Genomic DNA, 16,923 nt, shown 5'->3' with positions numbered 1-16,923 from the left:
GAAAGGATGAGCGTTAAGTATGGCTGATTTATTTGAGAAAGTTCTGATAGACCGACCGATTGATGACGTATTTAACACGATGGCAAACCCTGAAAATGCCGCAAAAATGTTTGCCAATGTGACTGAAGTGGAAAGAACCAACGATCAAGAGCAACAAGTGGGGGCTACCTACCGGGAGTATCGACAGTTGACAAATAGACGAGTAGGAACTGATATTGAAATTACCCGTTATGAACAGGGGAAGAAATATAGCTTTAAAAGCACTTCGAACGGTTTAACAGTAGAGTATGGGTACACTTTTGACACAGAAGATGGGAAGACAAAAGTGAGCTTTGAAGGAACAGTGTTTCCTGAAAAATTGATGATGAAGCTAACGAAACCATTAGTCGTTAGAATGTTGAAAAAAGAGGACCAAGATCATTTGAAATATGTGAAACAGTACTTGGAAAATGAACAAGAATAGAGAGGTTCGAAACGCCCATGGAGTCAGTTTAGCTGATCCTCCATGGGTGTTTTGCATTTCCGTGATCATGTGAAGAATAAGTGAACACGGTTGACATATATACCAACCGGGGGTATGGTATATATAAACAAACAAAAATTTGAGGTGATTATCATGGACGAAAAGTTTACGATTCCCCTTTCACCGGAAAAGACACCCGTGAAGATGAGGACTGAAGAGGAAAAGAAGCAGTTGATTCAACGGTTAAAGCGCGTAGAGGGACAAGTACGTGGGATTCAAAAAATGATTGAAGAAGAACGTTATTGCGTCGACATTCTTGTGCAAGTATCTGCCATAAATGCTGCGTTGAAAAAAGTAGGATATCAGTTGTTGGAAGACCACACGCGAGGTTGTGTGACGAATGCTGTTCAGCAAGGTGATGGAAAAGAAACAATTGATGAGCTTATGAAAGTGATTCAACAGTTTTCCAAGTCTTAAGAAGAGGAGGTGAGACGATTTGGGTATTAAAAAAATTCATTTGCCTGTTCAAGGGATGACATGCGCCTCTTGCTCCTCACGGATTGAAAAAGTGTTGAACAAACAAGACGGCGTTGAAGCCTCAGTGAACTTGACGATGGAAAAAGCAACGGTTCAATATGATGATGAGAAATATACCGTGCAACAAGCGGTTGAAAAAATAGAGAAACTTGGATTTCATGTTCAAGAAGAAAAATTAGATTTAGCCATTGAAGGCATGACATGTGCCGCCTGTTCAGCAAGAATCGAGAAAGTCGTCTCTAAATTAGACGGGGTTCAACAAGCCACGGTGAATTTAACAATGGAACGGGGTACGATCGAATACACCCCAGGGGTAGTCGATGAAGAAACGATCATCAAGCGTATTGAAAAAATCGGTTTCAAAGCGAAACCTCATAGGGCAGATGACCAAGATAAAGCAAGCAAGAAAGATGAAGCTGTTCGTAAGCAAAAGTTCTTATTCCTATTTTCACTCGCTTTCTCGATACCTTTGTTTGTCACAATGATTGACCATTTTTACCCTGAAACGATGTTATTACCCCATTGGCTTATGAATGGATATTTACAGTGGGCACTTGCTACACCCGTTCAATTTTACGCAGGTCTGCAGTTTTACAAAGGAGCATATAAATCCCTCCGGGGTGGAAGTGCCAATATGGATGTCCTCGTGGCAATGGGAACGTCAGCGGCTTACTTTTATTCTGTCTATCTCGTCTTAACTGGCGAAGTGTACTTGTTCTTTGAAACGAGTGCTGTGATTATTACGTTGATTTTACTAGGGAAGCTGTTGGAAGCAAGGGCAAAAGGCAGTACCTCAGAAGCGATCAAAAAACTCATGGGACTGCAAGCTAAAAAAGCCACGGTGATTCGTAACGGCGAAGAAATGCTAATTGCGATTACGGATGTAGAAGTGAATGACCTCGTTCGGGTAAAACCAGGTGAAAAGATCCCTGTCGACGGCATCGTGGAAGAAGGTTATTCGACAGTAGATGAATCAATGTTAACAGGTGAGAGCCTTCCTGTAGAAAAGCAGGCAGGAGAAGAAGTGATTGGAGCTACGATTAATAAGCATGGTTCGATCACATTAAAAGCAACGAAGGTAGGGAAAGAAACAACCTTATCACAAATCATTAAAGTCGTTGAAGAAGCACAAGGATCTAAAGCACCAATTCAGCGGATGGTTGATATTATTTCAGGTTACTTCGTGCCTGGGGCTGTCATGATTGCTGTACTGTCTTTTCTTGGCTGGTACTTTCTTGCGGGAGCATCATTCCAAGATGCACTGATCAATTTCACAGCCGTGCTTGTCATCGCCTGTCCATGTGCCTTAGGGCTGGCCACACCTACATCGATCATGGTCGGTACGGGGAAAGGCGCAGAAAATGGTATTTTATATAAAGGTGGAGAGCACTTAGAGCGGGCGCATCATACGGATACGGTTGTCCTAGATAAAACCGGTACGATTACGAAAGGGACTCCTGAAGTGACAGACATTGTGTCTTTTTCTAGTTATACAGATGAAGAACTATTGCAGATGGCTGCTTCGATTGAAAATTATTCAGAGCATCCTCTTGGAATGGCGATTGTGAATAAAGCGAAGGAAGAAGCACTAACTTTCGTTGAGATCAGTCAATTCGAAGCGATCCCAGGCCATGGGTTGCAAGGAAGCTTCCATGACAAAACGTTACGAATCGGTACGAGAAAACTAATGATTGAACACGGCATATCCGTTGACGTCTATGAAGATGAAATGATGAACCTAGAACGGGACGGAAAGACAGTGATGTTAGTAGCTGAAAACAATCAGCTTTTAGGCTCCATTGCTGTAGCAGACCAAGTGAAAGAAACGTCACAAGAGGCCGTGACGGAATTGAAAAAAATGGGTTACCAAGTCATGATGATCACAGGTGACAATGAGCGTACAGCTAAGGCAATCGCTCATTCGGTTGGAATCGACCACGTCCTGGCTGAGGTGCTGCCTGAAGAAAAGGCAGAACAAGTGAAACAGTTGCAAGAAGATGGAAAGCATGTGATCATGGTAGGCGACGGGATTAATGACGCTCCAGCTCTTGCCACCGCAAATATTGGCATGGCGATCGGTACCGGAACAGATGTAGCGATGGAAGCGGCGGACATCACACTCATGCGCGGTGATTTACGTTCGATCCCGCAAGCTATCCGCTTAAGCCATTTAACGATGCGAAATATCAAGCAAAACTTGTTTTGGGCGTTTATTTATAATTCCATCGGTCTCCCTATCGCGGCCCTCGGATTATTAGCGCCTTGGATTGCAGGAGCGGCGATGGCCTTTAGCTCCGTATCTGTTGTTTCTAATGCTTTGCGCTTGAAAAGAGTAAAGCTAGAATATAAATCTTAATGAAATTAAAGGAGAGATTCAAAAATGAGAAAAGAAACGATTCTAGTAGATGGTATGACGTGTAATCATTGTAAAGCCGCAGTAGAAGGGGCTCTTACGAAAGTAGACGGCGTTTCTACAGCAGAAGTAAATTTAGATGCGAAAAATGTGACCGTAGAATTCAATGATAACGAAGTAACGGTGGCAACTCTAAAGGAAGAAATCGAAGAACAAGGCTATGACGTTCAATAATAACCATGTGTGGGAAGTGGTACCTGACTATAGGTGCTGCTTCTTTTTTGTTATTTATGGAACGATAGAATTTTGAGTTGTCTTTAAGTAGAGGAGTAGTTGCGCCTAGGAGAACGGCTGTTAGTTCTTATAAAAACGTAGTTACTTCCTATAGAACGTCAATTAACTCATATAGAAACGAAGTTCATTCGTATAGAGACAGAGTTACGTCGTATAGAGTTTCAGCTGCGCTGTATAGCCAGAGTATTCGATCATATAACAACTTTCGACAAATTTCGCAACCGTCACAGGAGCACCGTTATCCCCCATAATTAATTTTTTATGTTACCATAATACCTATACACGTATTAAGGAGCAGGTGAAACAATGATTCTAATAAAAAGAGTAATTTTTATCGTCATGATGGCATCTGTATGTGCCTTTCTATGGCTCGCACAAGAACAGCAAAACTTAGATCAAGGAACAACAGGGGCCCCCGCTCACGCTCAAGCGGGCCATCAAGCACCGGATTTCAGTGCGGAGACCTTTTCAGCAGAGCCTTTTGATCTAACCGATCAGTTAGGACAAAAGGGTACGGTGCTCTATTTTTGGACTTCTTGGTGCCCTTATTGTCAAGCATCCAGCGAAGCGATGGAAGAAGCGCACCAAACTTTCAGCGACGAGGTGAATATTGTAGGGGTGAATGCCACCATGCACGATCGCCAGTCTGAAGCAGAATCATTTATAAGTCAAAACGAATTGACTTTTAAAAATATTTTAGATGAAGACGGCATCATCTCAAGAAACTACTACGCACCTCCCGTCCCAGCGACCATTTTCATTGATCAGCATGGTATGATTACATATCGAAAAACAGGAGCGATTTCCTATCCGGAACTTGAATCTGAAATTCGCTCCCTTGTAAAGGAGGAGGAGTAACTTGTTTCATCCACTGCAAACTTGGTCCTTAGGGCCTTTGACCGTTTCAATAGAGTTACTCTTTTTGATGTTATCAGCTCTCGTAGCAGTCACCGTCGTTTCCTTCTATTTAAACAAGTCCGGTGTAGAAGATCATGAAGCAGTTGTCGATAAGATAACCCTTGCTTTGATCATTTGGATAGTGATTTTCAAATTATGGCCATTCATCTTGCAACCGGGATTAGTGACGGACTTACGGAACTTGATCTATTTCTCTGGAGGACCTTGGGCCGTGCCAACAGCTTCAACCGTTGCATTCGCACTCATCGTCTATTTTTACAAAAAATTAAAATGGACGTTTATCGTCTGGGAAAGTCTTTTAACGGCAGTCATCGTCTCAATAATTTTTTACCATGTATTTGTCCAGCAATTTGGAGCAATGACGCCACTGCCTTTCGGTTTTCAATTAGACGGAGGGACCGTACATCCGGTGAATTTCTATTATGTATGGTTTTACAGTTTGACACTGCTTGGAGCGATGTTCTTCTTTAAAGGCACGATCTGGTACGCTCGCAGTGTTTACTTGATCATTGCCATGGGAGCGATTTACTTTCTTATTGCTCCATTTCAAGTATAATCAGACTCGTTTTTTTGAAATATGGTATAATATCCGGGATGATTAAAGTAAGGTGGAATGCCTATGTACGCAACTCTATTTATGATTTTAGCTGTGTTTATGGCTATTTTTGCTCTTTTCGTTCGGATGAAAGCGATGAAGCGACCAGCCAATGTAAAGAAAATTCTGATCCCGCCGATCGCGATGTCCACAGGATTTCTCATGTTTCTCTATCCTCCTGTTCGTGAAATTACGCCTTTAGAGGTAATCGAAGCGTTCTCGGTCGGATTGCTTTTTTCAATTATTCTGATCAAAACGTCTTCTTTTGAAATTCGGGGGAAAGACATTTACATGAAACGATCCAAAGCCTTCCCATTTATATTAATTGGACTGCTTGTGATCCGGATTGTTTTTAAACTCATTTTCGGAATCTATTTTGAATATGAAGTACTTGCTGGAATGTTTTTTATCCTTGCATTTGGAATGATCTTGCCATGGAGAGTGGCTATGTACTTGAAGTTCAAAGAAGTGGAAAAACAATTACGAGCTACTAGATCAGGGTCAAAATGGCCTGTAAAATCAGAAAACCCAACACCTTAAAGGAATGTCGTATCATTCTTAAGGGTTGGGTTTTTCTATTGGTGAAAATAAGGCTCATAAGGAGTGGCGTCAATATCCTTTTCCTTTAATTTTTTTCGCAAAAACTTGTGGTCTCGCTTAGGTGTCGCCAGAATGTAGCCTTTAATAATGAGTTCTTCATGCATCTCATCGGCGTCTTCTTCCATCGCTAATTGTCCAATTTTTCCTGCAATCTTTCCTTTAGCTACGTCACGAAATAATTCCGGTACAGGCTCGACCAATTCGTTTAAAAACTTCTTCTGTTCGTCCGTCCATAAGTGGAGAGTTTCATGAATGTAATAATCTTGCCAATCTAAAATCGACTTCCCATCTTCTTTCGGCATCTTCTTCAGAAACTTTCTAAACATAAAGTAGCCGCCAATAGAGACAAAAATAAAAATAAATAATGACCATAAAGCTATAAACCACATAAATATATCGCCAAGCACAGATCTACACCTCTTTCTTGTCCATCTATCATTTTACGATACTTAACCACAGATGAAAAGTTTCATCTTACTTAAATCGTATTTTTGTATCAATGGACGAAGAAGACAGATAGATAAGATTTTATGCGATAAAAGATGCACACCTTCTTCCAAGAAAAGTAGGATAGCCCATTTGATAACTCTAGGAAATTTATCTCAACAAATATCTGGAATAAACAGGTAAATGGCCCATGTAATACACATCCATTTCTTATAACCTTAAATAGACAGAAAAAACTAAAAATTACATAAGAGGAGATGGTGGGTATTTTTAGCAAAAAAATATTTTTTCGTTTTGGGGCTGTTTTTGCTTTAATGGCGATGTTAGTTGTATTTCAAATGGGGACGGGAGCTGATTCTGACTTAACTGCGGAACAACAATTAAGAGCAGATCTATTAGACATCTTGCAGAATGAAGATTTAGACCATGCTTTACCAGCTGTTCACGTCCAATCAGCCGAATCAGATGAAGAACTCTTTTCTTATAATAGTGACATAAGTGTGGTTCCTGCATCAGGTCAGAAAATGTTAATTGGGGCAGCGGCTTTAGATACGTTAGGGCCTGACTATACTTATACAACAGGCGTTTATAGTGATGGTAGTCATACGGGAAAAGTGTTACATAGCGATTTATACTTGAAAGGGACTGGAGATACGACGATGCTGCCAGAAGACTTTGATGATCTAGCAGCTCAAGTAGCAGATCAAGGAATCAAAGTCGTGCAAGGAGACCTTGTAGCTGATGATTCATTTTTTGATGACATGAGATTATCTCTTGACTTGTCTTGGTTTAATCAACGACGCTCAACAGGTGCTCAAGTTTCCGCCTTAACAGTGTCACCAGATGAAGGGTATGATGCAGGAACTGTGATTGTCGAGGTGTTTCCTAGCGAAACGGCTGGTGAAGATACGACTGTTAGCGTATATCCAGAAACAGATTATATTACTGTATTAAATGACGTCGAAACAATTGAAGCAGGCGGACCCCGGACAGTGGACTGGGGGAGAGAGCATGGAAATAATAATATTTTTGTAGATGGTACGATCCCCACAGACGGCGCACGCTGGAGAAATTGGATTGCTATATGGGAACCAACCGAATTGGCGCAAGACTTATTCCATCAGGCACTCGAACGCCATGGAGTTAAAGTGCAAGGGGAGCTAACATTAGGAGAAACTCCTGAAGGGGCAAATGAACTAGCGTTGAAAGAATCGATGCCTTTAGAAGAATTATTTGACCATATGATGAAACCAAGCAATAATGGGATCGCTGAAAGTCTCACAAAAACGATGGGGCAAGAAGTCCATGGAGAAGGTAGTTGGAACGCAGGTTTAGACGTCGTAGAAGATTATCTTCAAGGAGCAGGGTTAAATACAGAGACCATTCAGTTAAGAGACGGTTCAGGAATGTCTCACTTAAACAAAATTCCCACTGAAGAAATGACGGCTTTATTACAGTCCGTTCAACAAGAAGATTGGTATGAAATTTACTATAACTCCCTTCCGGTAGCAGGAAATGTTGACAGTATGACGGGAGGAACGTTAAGGAATAGGATGCAAGGTACGGCGGCAGAAGGGAATGTGCAGGCTAAGACTGGTACAGTCACTTCCAAAACCTCATTGTCAGGCTACGTCACATCACAAGATAATGAAGAGCTTATCTTTAGCATTATCATAAACAACTATATTGGCAGTCATCCAAAGTTCATTGAAGATGAGATTGCCATTGCGTTAGCCGAGTTTTCAAGAAATTTAGAAGAATAAACGAGTGCATGAATACCTGAAAAGCGATCCGTCGCTTTTCAGGTATTTTTTATTGTCTTCTGTAGTCGGTTTGGGGTGGGCTGTATCCAGTTTGGAAGGTTCTGTAGCTGGTTTGAGAGGTCCTGTAGTCCGTAGGCCGATCTGTAATCGGTTCGAAGAGTTTTGTATCCGAATTGGAAGCTTCTGTATCCAGTTTGAGAGATCCTGTATGTGTATGAGAATCAACTGGAAGCATATTACGAGAAGAATAACTAAACAATGTGCCTTAACAGTAAAAACGGTCAAATTCAAAAAAATAGAAAGTTGATAAATTAACTATAATATTATTATGTAAACTATATAGTCGAATATTTTTAAGAGAACGAAGTGAATTATTTCTATTTAATTGTATTTAGGAGTTCTAAATGTTTAGTTAGTGTGTAATAATAAGGAAAATATGTATGATAAAAGCTATGAAAAGGAAAGTAAATCAATATTCATTTTCTTACAGAGAGCTTCGGTAGCTGAAAAGGGGCAGAAAATCGTTGATTGAACATGGCCTTGGAGCTGTAAAGTCGACTTTCAAAATTGAATTAGACTTTGCCGAGAGTTGGCACTCGTTATAAATGTCAGAGTATAAGAGTGTTAAGTCACTCCGTACTTGCAGAGGCTGATCACGCGAGTGGTTAGTAAATAAAGGTGGTAACACGAGAGATACCTCGTCCTTAGACAATGATTTTGTCTATGGGCGAGGTTTTTTAATGTTATAAAATAAGGGAGGAAATGAAAATGAATGTTTTTATAGGTGGTGCTTGGCCTTATGCAAATGGCTCATTACACTTAGGTCACATAGCCAGTTTGTTACCAGGTGATATTTTAGCAAGATACTTTCGATTAAAAGGGGACCATGTTCTTTATGTTTCAGGGAGTGACTGTAATGGAACGCCAATAGCCATTAAAGCTAAACAGGAAGGAGTGTCAACGAAAAAAATAGCCGATCAGTACCACAATGAATTTAGAGAGAATTTTAATCAATTGGGTTTTTCTTATGATTGTTATACTCGTACAGATACGAAATTGCACCATGAAGTTGTTCAAGATCTATTTCTTAAGCTACTCGAAAAAAACAAAATCTACAAAAAAGAAGTCAAACAATGCTACTGTAATTCTTGTGAACAGCATTTACCAGATCGATTTGTGGAAGGGAATTGTCCACACTGCCACCAGCAAGCAAGAGGAGATCAATGTGATCATTGCTCAAATATATTGGATCCATTAGAACTTTTAAATAGAAAATGCAAGGTGTGTGAAGATACTCCTGTAACAAAAAATACAGAGCATTTTTATTTTGAATTAAGTTCATTACAAAACGATTTGGAGCAGTATGTGCTGCAAGCGAAAACAAATAACTTATGGCGGGATAACGCGATTCAATTAACTGAACGATATTTAAAGGAAGGTCTTCACGATCGGGCAGTTTCCAGAGACCTTCCCAATGGAGTAAGTGTTCCAGTTGAAGGATATAGGAACAAAAAAATTTATGTTTGGATAGAAGCCGTATCTGGCTATTACTCCGCAAGTAAACAATGGTCTCAGGAAAAAGGTACAGATAATCTTTTATTTTGGAATGATCAGACCATTTCTTACTATGTTCATGGAAAAGATAATATTCCGTTTCACTCTATTATTTGGCCGGCTATTCTTAAAAGTACTGAAATAGGTTCTCTGCCTACCCATATCGTATCAAACGAATACTTAACGATAGAACAAAAGAAACTTTCAACTAGTCGAAATTGGGCTGTCTGGCTTCCAAAGATGATTGAAAACTACCATCCAGATTCAATTCGATACTTTTTAACCGTAAATGCTCCAGAAAATAGAGACGCTGATTTCTCATGGAGAGAATTTGTCTATAGCCATAACAGTGAATTGTTAGGAGCATACGGTAATTTTGTTAATCGGACACTGAAGTTTATTAATAAATATTATGATGGAAAGGCCCCTATTGGTAAGGTAGATCCTGTAATGAGGACGAATATTATTCAACTTTATGAAAAAGTCGGTTCTCTCATTTCTAATACTCGTTTTAAAGAGTCCTTAGAAGAAGTGTTTACTTTCGTTCGTTATTCAAATAAGTACTTTGATGAAAAGAAACCTTGGGTGCAAATAAAAGAAAATGAAGCGTCATGTGATGAAACAATGGCAAACTGCTTGTATATCATTGCCAATCTGGCACAGTTACTCCACCCTTTTCTTCCATTTTCAAGTGAAGAGGTAAAGAAAATGTTAAGTTTAGATGCTTTTAAATGGGAAGAAATAGAATTGAATTCTTCTACTTCCTTAAAAAATGTCAGACCACTTTTTGAAAGAATTGACGTAGGCAGAATTGAAGAAGTGGCTAAATTAAACGAAGAGACTTCCTAAGTTCTTTGCCTAACAATCGAAAGGAGAACAATATGAACTTCCAAGACCAGTTTGTTAAAAATGTCCGGTTATATTTCAAAACGAAGGGAGAAAAATGGTTACAACAGTTACCTAGTTTGATTCACTATTGTGAGGAGACATGGTCATTAACAATAAAGGACCCCTATAAACTGTCTATCAATTTTGTCGCTCCAGCGATGGCGAAAGACGGAAGAGAAGTCGTCGTGAAAATATGCCTCCCTGGAGAAGACTTTCTTAATGAACGGGAAGCCTTGCAGAGTTTTAATGGAAACGCCATGGTTAAATTAATTGATTCAGATAAGGAGAAGGGAATCTTCATTTTGGAGAAACTATCTCCAGGTTTTACTTTAGCGGAATTAAAAGATGATAGAGAAGCCTGCAGATTAGCAACAAAGATACTGCAAAAGTTAACTACCCCTGCTCCAAATGAATCGAAACTACCTTCTACAAAAGCACGTGAACAAAGCCTTCGTGACATTGTAGCTGATCACAAACATTCATCCGTAATCACGATGGGAACGCTTCAAAAAGCTTTGAAAATCTTTACACACTTAAATCAGACTACTACTGAATGGCAGATCCTTCATGGCGATTTCCATCATTATAATCTTCTATACAGTGAGGATAAAGGGTGGAAAGCGATAGATCCGAAGGGATTAATCGGGGAGCGAGAGTACGACTTGATTCAATTTATGTTAAATCACTTGCCTGATAAAGGTGCTTACGAGGTCGTTGCTAACAGAGTGGATATTTTCATAGATGAATTAAATTTAAATAAAGAACGCTTAATCCTATGGGGTTATTGTCATACCGTGTTAGCAACCTATTGGAGCATAGATGACGACGGAACCTTCGATAAGAGCTTTCATCAATGCATCGAAATCTTTGAGGAGCTCTATGAAACTCTTTATGGCTCGATAAGTGAGGTAGCTAGAAGCTAGTTGCTATTTCGCTTAATATGATCACGAGTGATGTTGGCTAAACCTGCTCATTAATGAGTGGGTTTATTTTTGTATGCTTCATTCTCAATTTCACCTAGAACGTACCTCAACTCCTTACCAATCTTAGGGATGGTTATTGTTAAATACTTTTGCTAACGAGAAAGACTCGGAAATAATGTTCTAAATAAGTTGAATTACTAATTCAATTAATATAGAATACATAATAAGGAAAAATTAGAACAAGAGGTGCTTACAAATGGATGTATTAAATATGACAAGTAGGAAGAGAGAGACGTATAAAGTGAAATTAGAATACTCTCTTTTATGGGAATGCGCTTTAGGAATTGCTGCTATAACAAATAAGCCAATGTTAAAGACGATGGAAAAGTCTTATGAAGAGTGGCAAGAGATGAGAAGAAATCTTTCTAGGTCTTTATCTAGTGAACTTGAACATGTCGAAAAAAATAATACATGGAAAGCATTATTACAGTTACTCCACCAGCATTCCTTTTCTGACATAAGCGCGTTTTTTTCTTATCTTTCCAAGCTTTCAGATCAAGAATTCAGACGAGTTTGTATTCCCTATACAGGTTTGCAATTTGAAGATGTGAGGTTAAAGGCGGCCCAAGGAGACACTTCCTCAATGGATGAATTAAAACAGATAACAAAAGAGAATCCATTTTTTCCGAAATATATCGAATTTATATGTGTGACGGATGTTCAATCGTTAAAAAATCATCTCGAATGCGTTATGTCAGGCTGGTTTGAAGAGGTGATAAAAAAAGATTCAGAGACGATATCTAGAATCTTGAAAACAGACTACGAAGCGAAAAAACAAATGGCAAATAAAATGAATCCTGAAGAATTAGTTGAATGGGCGACTGGAGGGGTTACATACTTACCGGAACCAAGTGTGAATCAAGTCCTGTTAATCCCTCAATATATTTATCGTCCATGGAATATTGAAGCAGATGAGAAGGGAACGAAAATATTTTACTATCCTGTAGCAAACGATAGTATTTCTCCAGCTGATCGCTTTACACCGGATCATTTTTTAGTACTTAAACATAAAGCACTAGGTGATGACGTTCGCCTGCGTATGGTTAAATTATTGAATGAACAGGACCATTCTTTGCATGAAATGAGCGATAAGTTGAATTTAGGCAAGTCCACCACCCATCATCATCTAAAAATACTTAGAGGAGCGAAGTTAGTAGAAATCACTTCATCAAAGTATTCGCTCAAAAAAAGAGCAGTGGAAAGCTTATCTAAAGAATTAGATCTTTATTTAAGTGGCAAAGTTCAATAAACATAGAGTTTTCTTATGATTAATGAATGCGATTAGATTTCGAGTATGAGTTAAAAAATGACTGGTGGTGGGGATTTGACGAAAAAAATCTTGAAAAATCGTTCGTTTGTATCTGTGTGGATTGGAAATGCTACCTCCGAATTAGGCGGAGCTTTCGGTACATTTGCAAATTCTATCTTGATTTATCAGCTAACGGGATCCGCTATGGCTTTAGGAAGCATGTGGCTCTTGTATTTTGTTCCTTCACTCGTTCTCCAATTGTTCATCGGTCCTTTTATTGATCGTTGGAGCAGGAAATGGATTATGATTTTCTCCCAATGGGCAAGGGGGTTGATTTTTCTTGTTCCGATCGGGGCATTACTGACAGGAACTCTTGAACCGTGGCATATATTTATCGTTCAGTTGTTTATCGGTCTTATTTCACCTTTCTATGTTCCGGCCAATCAGGCAATTTTACCGACAATTGTCTCGAAAGAACAACTTCAGTCCGCGAATGCTTATATCGATGGAACCGTTAGATTAATGACTTTTATGGCCCCTCTTCTAGGAGGAATCGTCACTGAATACATAGGCGTTCAGCCAACACTAATATTCGTTAGTATCATGCTATCATCTAGTGGCTTTTTGCTAATCTTTATCCAAGAACCTTCTACGTATCAACGAGAAAGAAAAACATGGTTAGTTGAATTTATGGAAGGGACTACTTTCTTCTTCAGAAAACCAATCATCGTATGGCTCGGTGTCTTTCTTGCCTTTGTGCAGTTCGGAGTAGGGGTGACTATGGTAACTACTTTGCCTTATATCACCGATGAACTATCAGGAAGTTATGCTGATTATGGCTATTTCATGGCCAGTTTTCCGATTGGGTATATTCTTGGGGCAATGATCGTTGGAAAACTGAAATTCAAAAGTCGGCGAGTATTAATGCTCGGATCCCTTGTAATCGGTGGATTGACGTTTATATTTCTAAGCTTCAATCAAAGTATTAGTTTAGGTATCTTAACGGAGATCATTGGCGGTGTCATGATGGCAGTTTTTAGTATTCATAATGTGACGATTTGTCAGCAAGTGATCCCAAATCACCTTATGGGCAAAGTGTTTTCTGTGAGATTACTAATCGTAAGAGGAGCCATGCCATTAGGTGTCGTTGCAGGAGGTTTATTAAGCGAAATGATGGGAGTAAGACCTCTTTATTTTTTCATAGGTTCATTGATTAGTATTGTCGCTTTAATCGGAATTTTACACCCCTATTTTAGATTTATTGATCAAGAAGTTCAACAAGAGAACGTTTCTTAATCTTTAATGGAGTTTTCAGAGGTCTGTCTGTCAAAAAATGTTATTATATACATAATTAAACCTTGGAGGGATGTCCATGAAAGTGAATTTTGGAAACGTAGCCAAAAGTTATGCCAACTATCGAAATGATCTACCAGTAGAATTATTAGATAGTTTGAAACTTAGAGGAATTGATTTCCTCAATAGAAGAGTCGCAGATCTAGGATCGGGAACTGGTGTCCTGAGTCGTGCTCTTCATAAAGCAGGGGCAGAGGTTATAGGCGTAGAGCCTTCAACAGAATTGTTATAAGAGGCTAAAACAATCGACAAGAATGAAGGACTGGATATAAAGTACATAAATAGTTATTCAGAAGATACATTGCTGGAAACGGGTCAATTTGATTATGTAACCGTTTTAAGGGCCTGGCATTGGTTTGATTCCGAAAAGACTCTTTCTGAAGTGAAAAGATTGTTAAAGAATGATGGTACTTTACTCGTGATGGATTCAGGCTTTTTATCAAAAAGTAAGCTTATTAAAGACACACTTGAAATAATTAAAGGACATATGCCAACTGGTCAATTAAAGCCTGCTGGAACGAAAGCTGAATCGAAGCAGACCATTAACGGTTTTCCAATTGAGTGGTTTCAAGAATGGAAGGAAAATAACTTTGACTTGCAAGAAACGTATAAATTTACATACACGGTCTCTTTTTCTGCAGAAGAATGGTGCGGAAGAGTAGCGTCTTTATCTTGGCTTACCGGCTTTACCGATCAAAAACGTACGGAAATTCTTGATGGAATTTACAACCATGTAATGAATGAATTTGGGGAGATAGATCACCCGGTTGAACATGGCTGCTATGTAACTATCTTAAACAAAGGGTAATTGTTTTGCTAATATGACCGAGATTATGTTCATATGGATAAGGAGACATGACAGTTGAAGCTTCACGACATGTTCCGTGAAAAATTCATTGTCTCTTCACTAACTTAATCAAACGAAAGATACTACTAAGACCAATCAATACGCCCATTAATATCCACATAACTGTTGTTCTTTCTGTTTCTTCGTATTCTAGAATTGATGATATTATAATGAAAATTGCAAATAAAATTATAAAAATATGAAATCCTATCTCTAATTTCCTTGTACTTTTTTGATTAGTCAACTAATATCCCCCTATCTATTGTTTAATTTTAGCATATTTTGGTATACCCTTTATGTTGGATTAAAAACAACAATCTTTACGAAAATAGCTTAAGTTTTTAATGGGACCTAATATATTCTTAGCCATTCCTTTCAAACGGAATGGCTTTTGTTTTTTATATCTATAAAAATGAAGCTACCGCACCTTTCAAATCTTGAAGCTAAACCGTGTACCTTCATTCATTGTGAAGTACATTTACTTGATAGTTTCATCAAAGACTCCTACACTTATCTTTTAAAGGTCGATCTTGGTTGATATCAGATCGATTTTTTTCGATTGAGATTACTAGATTAACCGTAGGGTATAAGAATTCTAACTATACTTAGGAGATTAACTATGTCACAAACTGAGAATTACAGCAAAGTGTTAATTGCATCATTATTAATTTCAGGTTCGTTTATTGCCGTGTTAAATCAGACACTGATGATCACAGCGATCCCACCTATTATGGCGGAAATGAATATTACAGCCAACACAGCCCAGTGGCTGACAACGGTATTCATGCTAGTAAACGGAATCATGATACCCGTTTCCGCTTTCCTCCTTGAAAAGTTTACAACGAGACAGCTATTCATGACGGCGATGGCGATCTTTACGCTTGGAACATTAGTGGGTGGAGTAGCACCAAATTTTGAGACACTGATTGCAGGAAGAATTATTCAATCAGCTGGAGCCGGTGTGATGTTGCCGCTTATGCAAACGGTATTTTTGCTTATTTTCCCCGTCGAGCGGCGAGGAACGGCAATGGGGTATATCGGTCTCGTAATTTCTTTTGCGCCGGCTATAGGACCGACGCTTTCGGGGTGGGTCACATCGAACTATGAGTGGCGAGTTTTATTTTGGGGTGTCCTTCCCCTTGCGCTCATCATGCTCGTGGTTGCTTTTTTCTTTATGAGAAATGTGACGGAATTGAAGAATCCAAAGGTCGATCCTATTTCAATTATGTTATCTACTCTTGGATTTGGTGGATTGCTTTACGGGTTTACTAGCGCAGGTAATAATGGCTGGGGCAGTCCAATTACATTGATGGTTCTTTTAGTATCTGTCATTTCTGTTACGATGTTCATTTTACGTCAGCTTCGAATGGATCACCCGATGCTTGAGTTTCGAGTGTTTAAGAAACGAATCTTTACCTTATCAACGGTCATTTGCAGCATAGGTTTCATGGGTTTAATCGGCCTGGAAACATTAATTCCTCTATATATGCAAAACATGAGAGGATTTACGGCAGTGGAAGCGGGACTTGTCTTATTCCCCGGAGCGCTAATTGCAGGATTAATGGCACCAATTACTGGTCGGATATTTGACAAAATTGGAGCAAAAGCGTTGGCGATCCCTGGATTAATCCTCATGACCATTTCGACGTTTGCCTTTCTGTTCATTGATACAGAAACCTCACTTGTTTATTTAGCGGTGATGTATGGGATTCGAATGTTTGGCTTTTCCATGGTGATGATGCCAACGAATACAGCCGGATTAAATCAGATGCCACGGAAAATGATTCCCCATGGAGCCGCGGTGACTAACACGGTGAGGCAACTGTCTGCCTCCATCGGAACAGCACTTCTTGTCACGACGATGACGACTACTGAACAGGCAACATCTGAGAATACGGCTGTCGCTAACCCAGACATCCTTGGAGCGATCGTATCCTTTGGTCTTATTGGATTGTTAACGGTGGTTGCATTAGTTCTTTCATTTCAATTGAAAAAGACCTATCCTCCAACAGACGAAGAGTGGGATGAAGCAAACAAAAAGTAACTGATCAAAGGGACGGTTCTTCCGGTTTAGAAAAT

16 protein-coding genes and 1 other annotated feature are annotated in these 16,923 nt (G+C 39.3%); of the genes, 15 read left to right on the top strand and 1 reads right to left on the bottom strand.

The annotated features are described in order from the left end of the window. Positions 1-19 precede the first annotated feature (19 nt). The 7 genes from CR194_RS07550 (at position 20) to CR194_RS07520 (ending at position 5,700) form a co-directional block, all read left to right on the top strand. Positions 20-463: an SRPBCC family protein gene (locus CR194_RS07550; protein ID WP_110609070.1), complete on the top strand. Its 444-nt coding sequence runs from the start codon at positions 20-22 to the stop codon at positions 461-463. A 153-nt stretch (positions 464-616) separates the two neighbouring features. Then, positions 617-940, top strand: coding sequence for a metal-sensing transcriptional repressor (locus tag CR194_RS07545; RefSeq protein WP_110609069.1), 324 nt, complete (start codon positions 617-619; stop codon positions 938-940). Positions 941-959: 19 nt separating this feature from the next. Beyond that, complete coding sequence (locus CR194_RS07540) at positions 960-3,356, top strand: heavy metal translocating P-type ATPase (RefSeq protein WP_110609068.1); 2,397 nt, start codon at positions 960-962, stop codon at positions 3,354-3,356. A gap of 24 nt (positions 3,357-3,380) precedes the next feature. Next, a complete protein-coding gene (gene copZ / locus CR194_RS07535) occupies positions 3,381-3,587 on the top strand; it encodes a copper chaperone CopZ (RefSeq protein WP_110609067.1) in 207 nt (68 codons plus the stop codon). A gap of 366 nt (positions 3,588-3,953) precedes the next feature. Continuing rightward, positions 3,954-4,505 (top strand): peroxiredoxin family protein, encoded by a 552-nt coding sequence (locus CR194_RS07530; RefSeq protein WP_110609066.1) that lies wholly within the window; start codon positions 3,954-3,956, stop codon positions 4,503-4,505. 1 nt (position 4,506) lies between these two features. Next, complete coding sequence (locus CR194_RS07525; RefSeq protein ID WP_110609065.1) at positions 4,507-5,121, top strand: hypothetical protein; 615 nt, start codon at positions 4,507-4,509, stop codon at positions 5,119-5,121. A 63-nt stretch (positions 5,122-5,184) separates the two neighbouring features. Then, the gene (locus CR194_RS07520; RefSeq protein ID WP_110609064.1) at positions 5,185-5,700 is read left to right on the top strand and encodes a CcdC family protein; all 516 of its coding nucleotides are present in this window, start codon (positions 5,185-5,187) and stop codon (positions 5,698-5,700) included. 35 nt (positions 5,701-5,735) lie between these two features. Here the strand turns inward: CR194_RS07520 and CR194_RS07515 are convergent, their stop codons facing one another. Continuing rightward, a complete protein-coding gene (locus CR194_RS07515) occupies positions 5,736-6,167 on the bottom strand; it encodes a DUF2621 domain-containing protein (protein ID WP_110609063.1) in 432 nt (143 codons plus the stop codon). A gap of 297 nt (positions 6,168-6,464) precedes the next feature. Here CR194_RS07515 and dacB point away from each other — a divergent pair, with 297 nt between their 5' ends. The 8 genes from dacB to CR194_RS07470 all read left to right on the top strand — a co-directional run bounded on the left by dacB (position 6,465) and on the right by CR194_RS07470 (position 16,888). Continuing rightward, positions 6,465-7,970, top strand: coding sequence for a D-alanyl-D-alanine carboxypeptidase/D-alanyl-D-alanine endopeptidase (gene dacB, locus CR194_RS07510; RefSeq protein ID WP_110609062.1), 1,506 nt, complete (start codon positions 6,465-6,467; stop codon positions 7,968-7,970). Positions 7,971-8,413: 443 nt separating this feature from the next. Further along, positions 8,414-8,679, top strand: a binding site (T-box leader). A 59-nt stretch (positions 8,680-8,738) separates the two neighbouring features. Then, the gene (gene metG / locus CR194_RS07505) at positions 8,739-10,373 is read left to right on the top strand and encodes a methionine--tRNA ligase (RefSeq protein WP_110609061.1); all 1,635 of its coding nucleotides are present in this window, start codon (positions 8,739-8,741) and stop codon (positions 10,371-10,373) included. 5 nt (positions 10,374-10,378) lie between these two features. Further along, entirely contained in the window at positions 10,379-11,335 is a 957-nt protein-coding gene (locus CR194_RS07500) for an aminoglycoside phosphotransferase family protein (RefSeq protein ID WP_233254276.1), read from the top strand. Positions 11,336-11,591: 256 nt separating this feature from the next. Then, the gene (locus CR194_RS07495; protein ID WP_110609059.1) at positions 11,592-12,644 is read left to right on the top strand and encodes an ArsR/SmtB family transcription factor; all 1,053 of its coding nucleotides are present in this window, start codon (positions 11,592-11,594) and stop codon (positions 12,642-12,644) included. Between the two features lie 75 nt (positions 12,645-12,719). Then, the gene (locus CR194_RS07490; protein WP_110609941.1) at positions 12,720-13,940 is read left to right on the top strand and encodes an MFS transporter; all 1,221 of its coding nucleotides are present in this window, start codon (positions 12,720-12,722) and stop codon (positions 13,938-13,940) included. A gap of 76 nt (positions 13,941-14,016) precedes the next feature. Continuing rightward, positions 14,017-14,229 carry a class I SAM-dependent methyltransferase gene (locus CR194_RS07485; protein ID WP_110609058.1) on the top strand — a complete coding sequence of 71 codons (213 nt, stop codon included), beginning with the start codon at positions 14,017-14,019 and terminating at the stop codon, positions 14,227-14,229. 12 nt (positions 14,230-14,241) lie between these two features. Next, positions 14,242-14,805 (top strand): class I SAM-dependent methyltransferase, encoded by a 564-nt coding sequence (locus CR194_RS07480; RefSeq protein WP_110609057.1) that lies wholly within the window; start codon positions 14,242-14,244, stop codon positions 14,803-14,805. 658 nt (positions 14,806-15,463) lie between these two features. After that, positions 15,464-16,888, top strand: a complete 1,425-nt coding sequence (locus CR194_RS07470) for a DHA2 family efflux MFS transporter permease subunit (protein WP_110609055.1) — start codon at positions 15,464-15,466, stop codon at positions 16,886-16,888. Positions 16,889-16,923 lie beyond the last annotated feature (35 nt).

The organism is Salipaludibacillus keqinensis, from assembly GCF_003226325.1.
Lineage (GTDB): Bacteria > Bacillota > Bacilli > Bacillales > Salisediminibacteriaceae > Salipaludibacillus > Salipaludibacillus keqinensis.
Note: the sequence above shows the minus strand (reverse complement) of the source record. Positions and strands in the feature narration are given on the sequence as shown.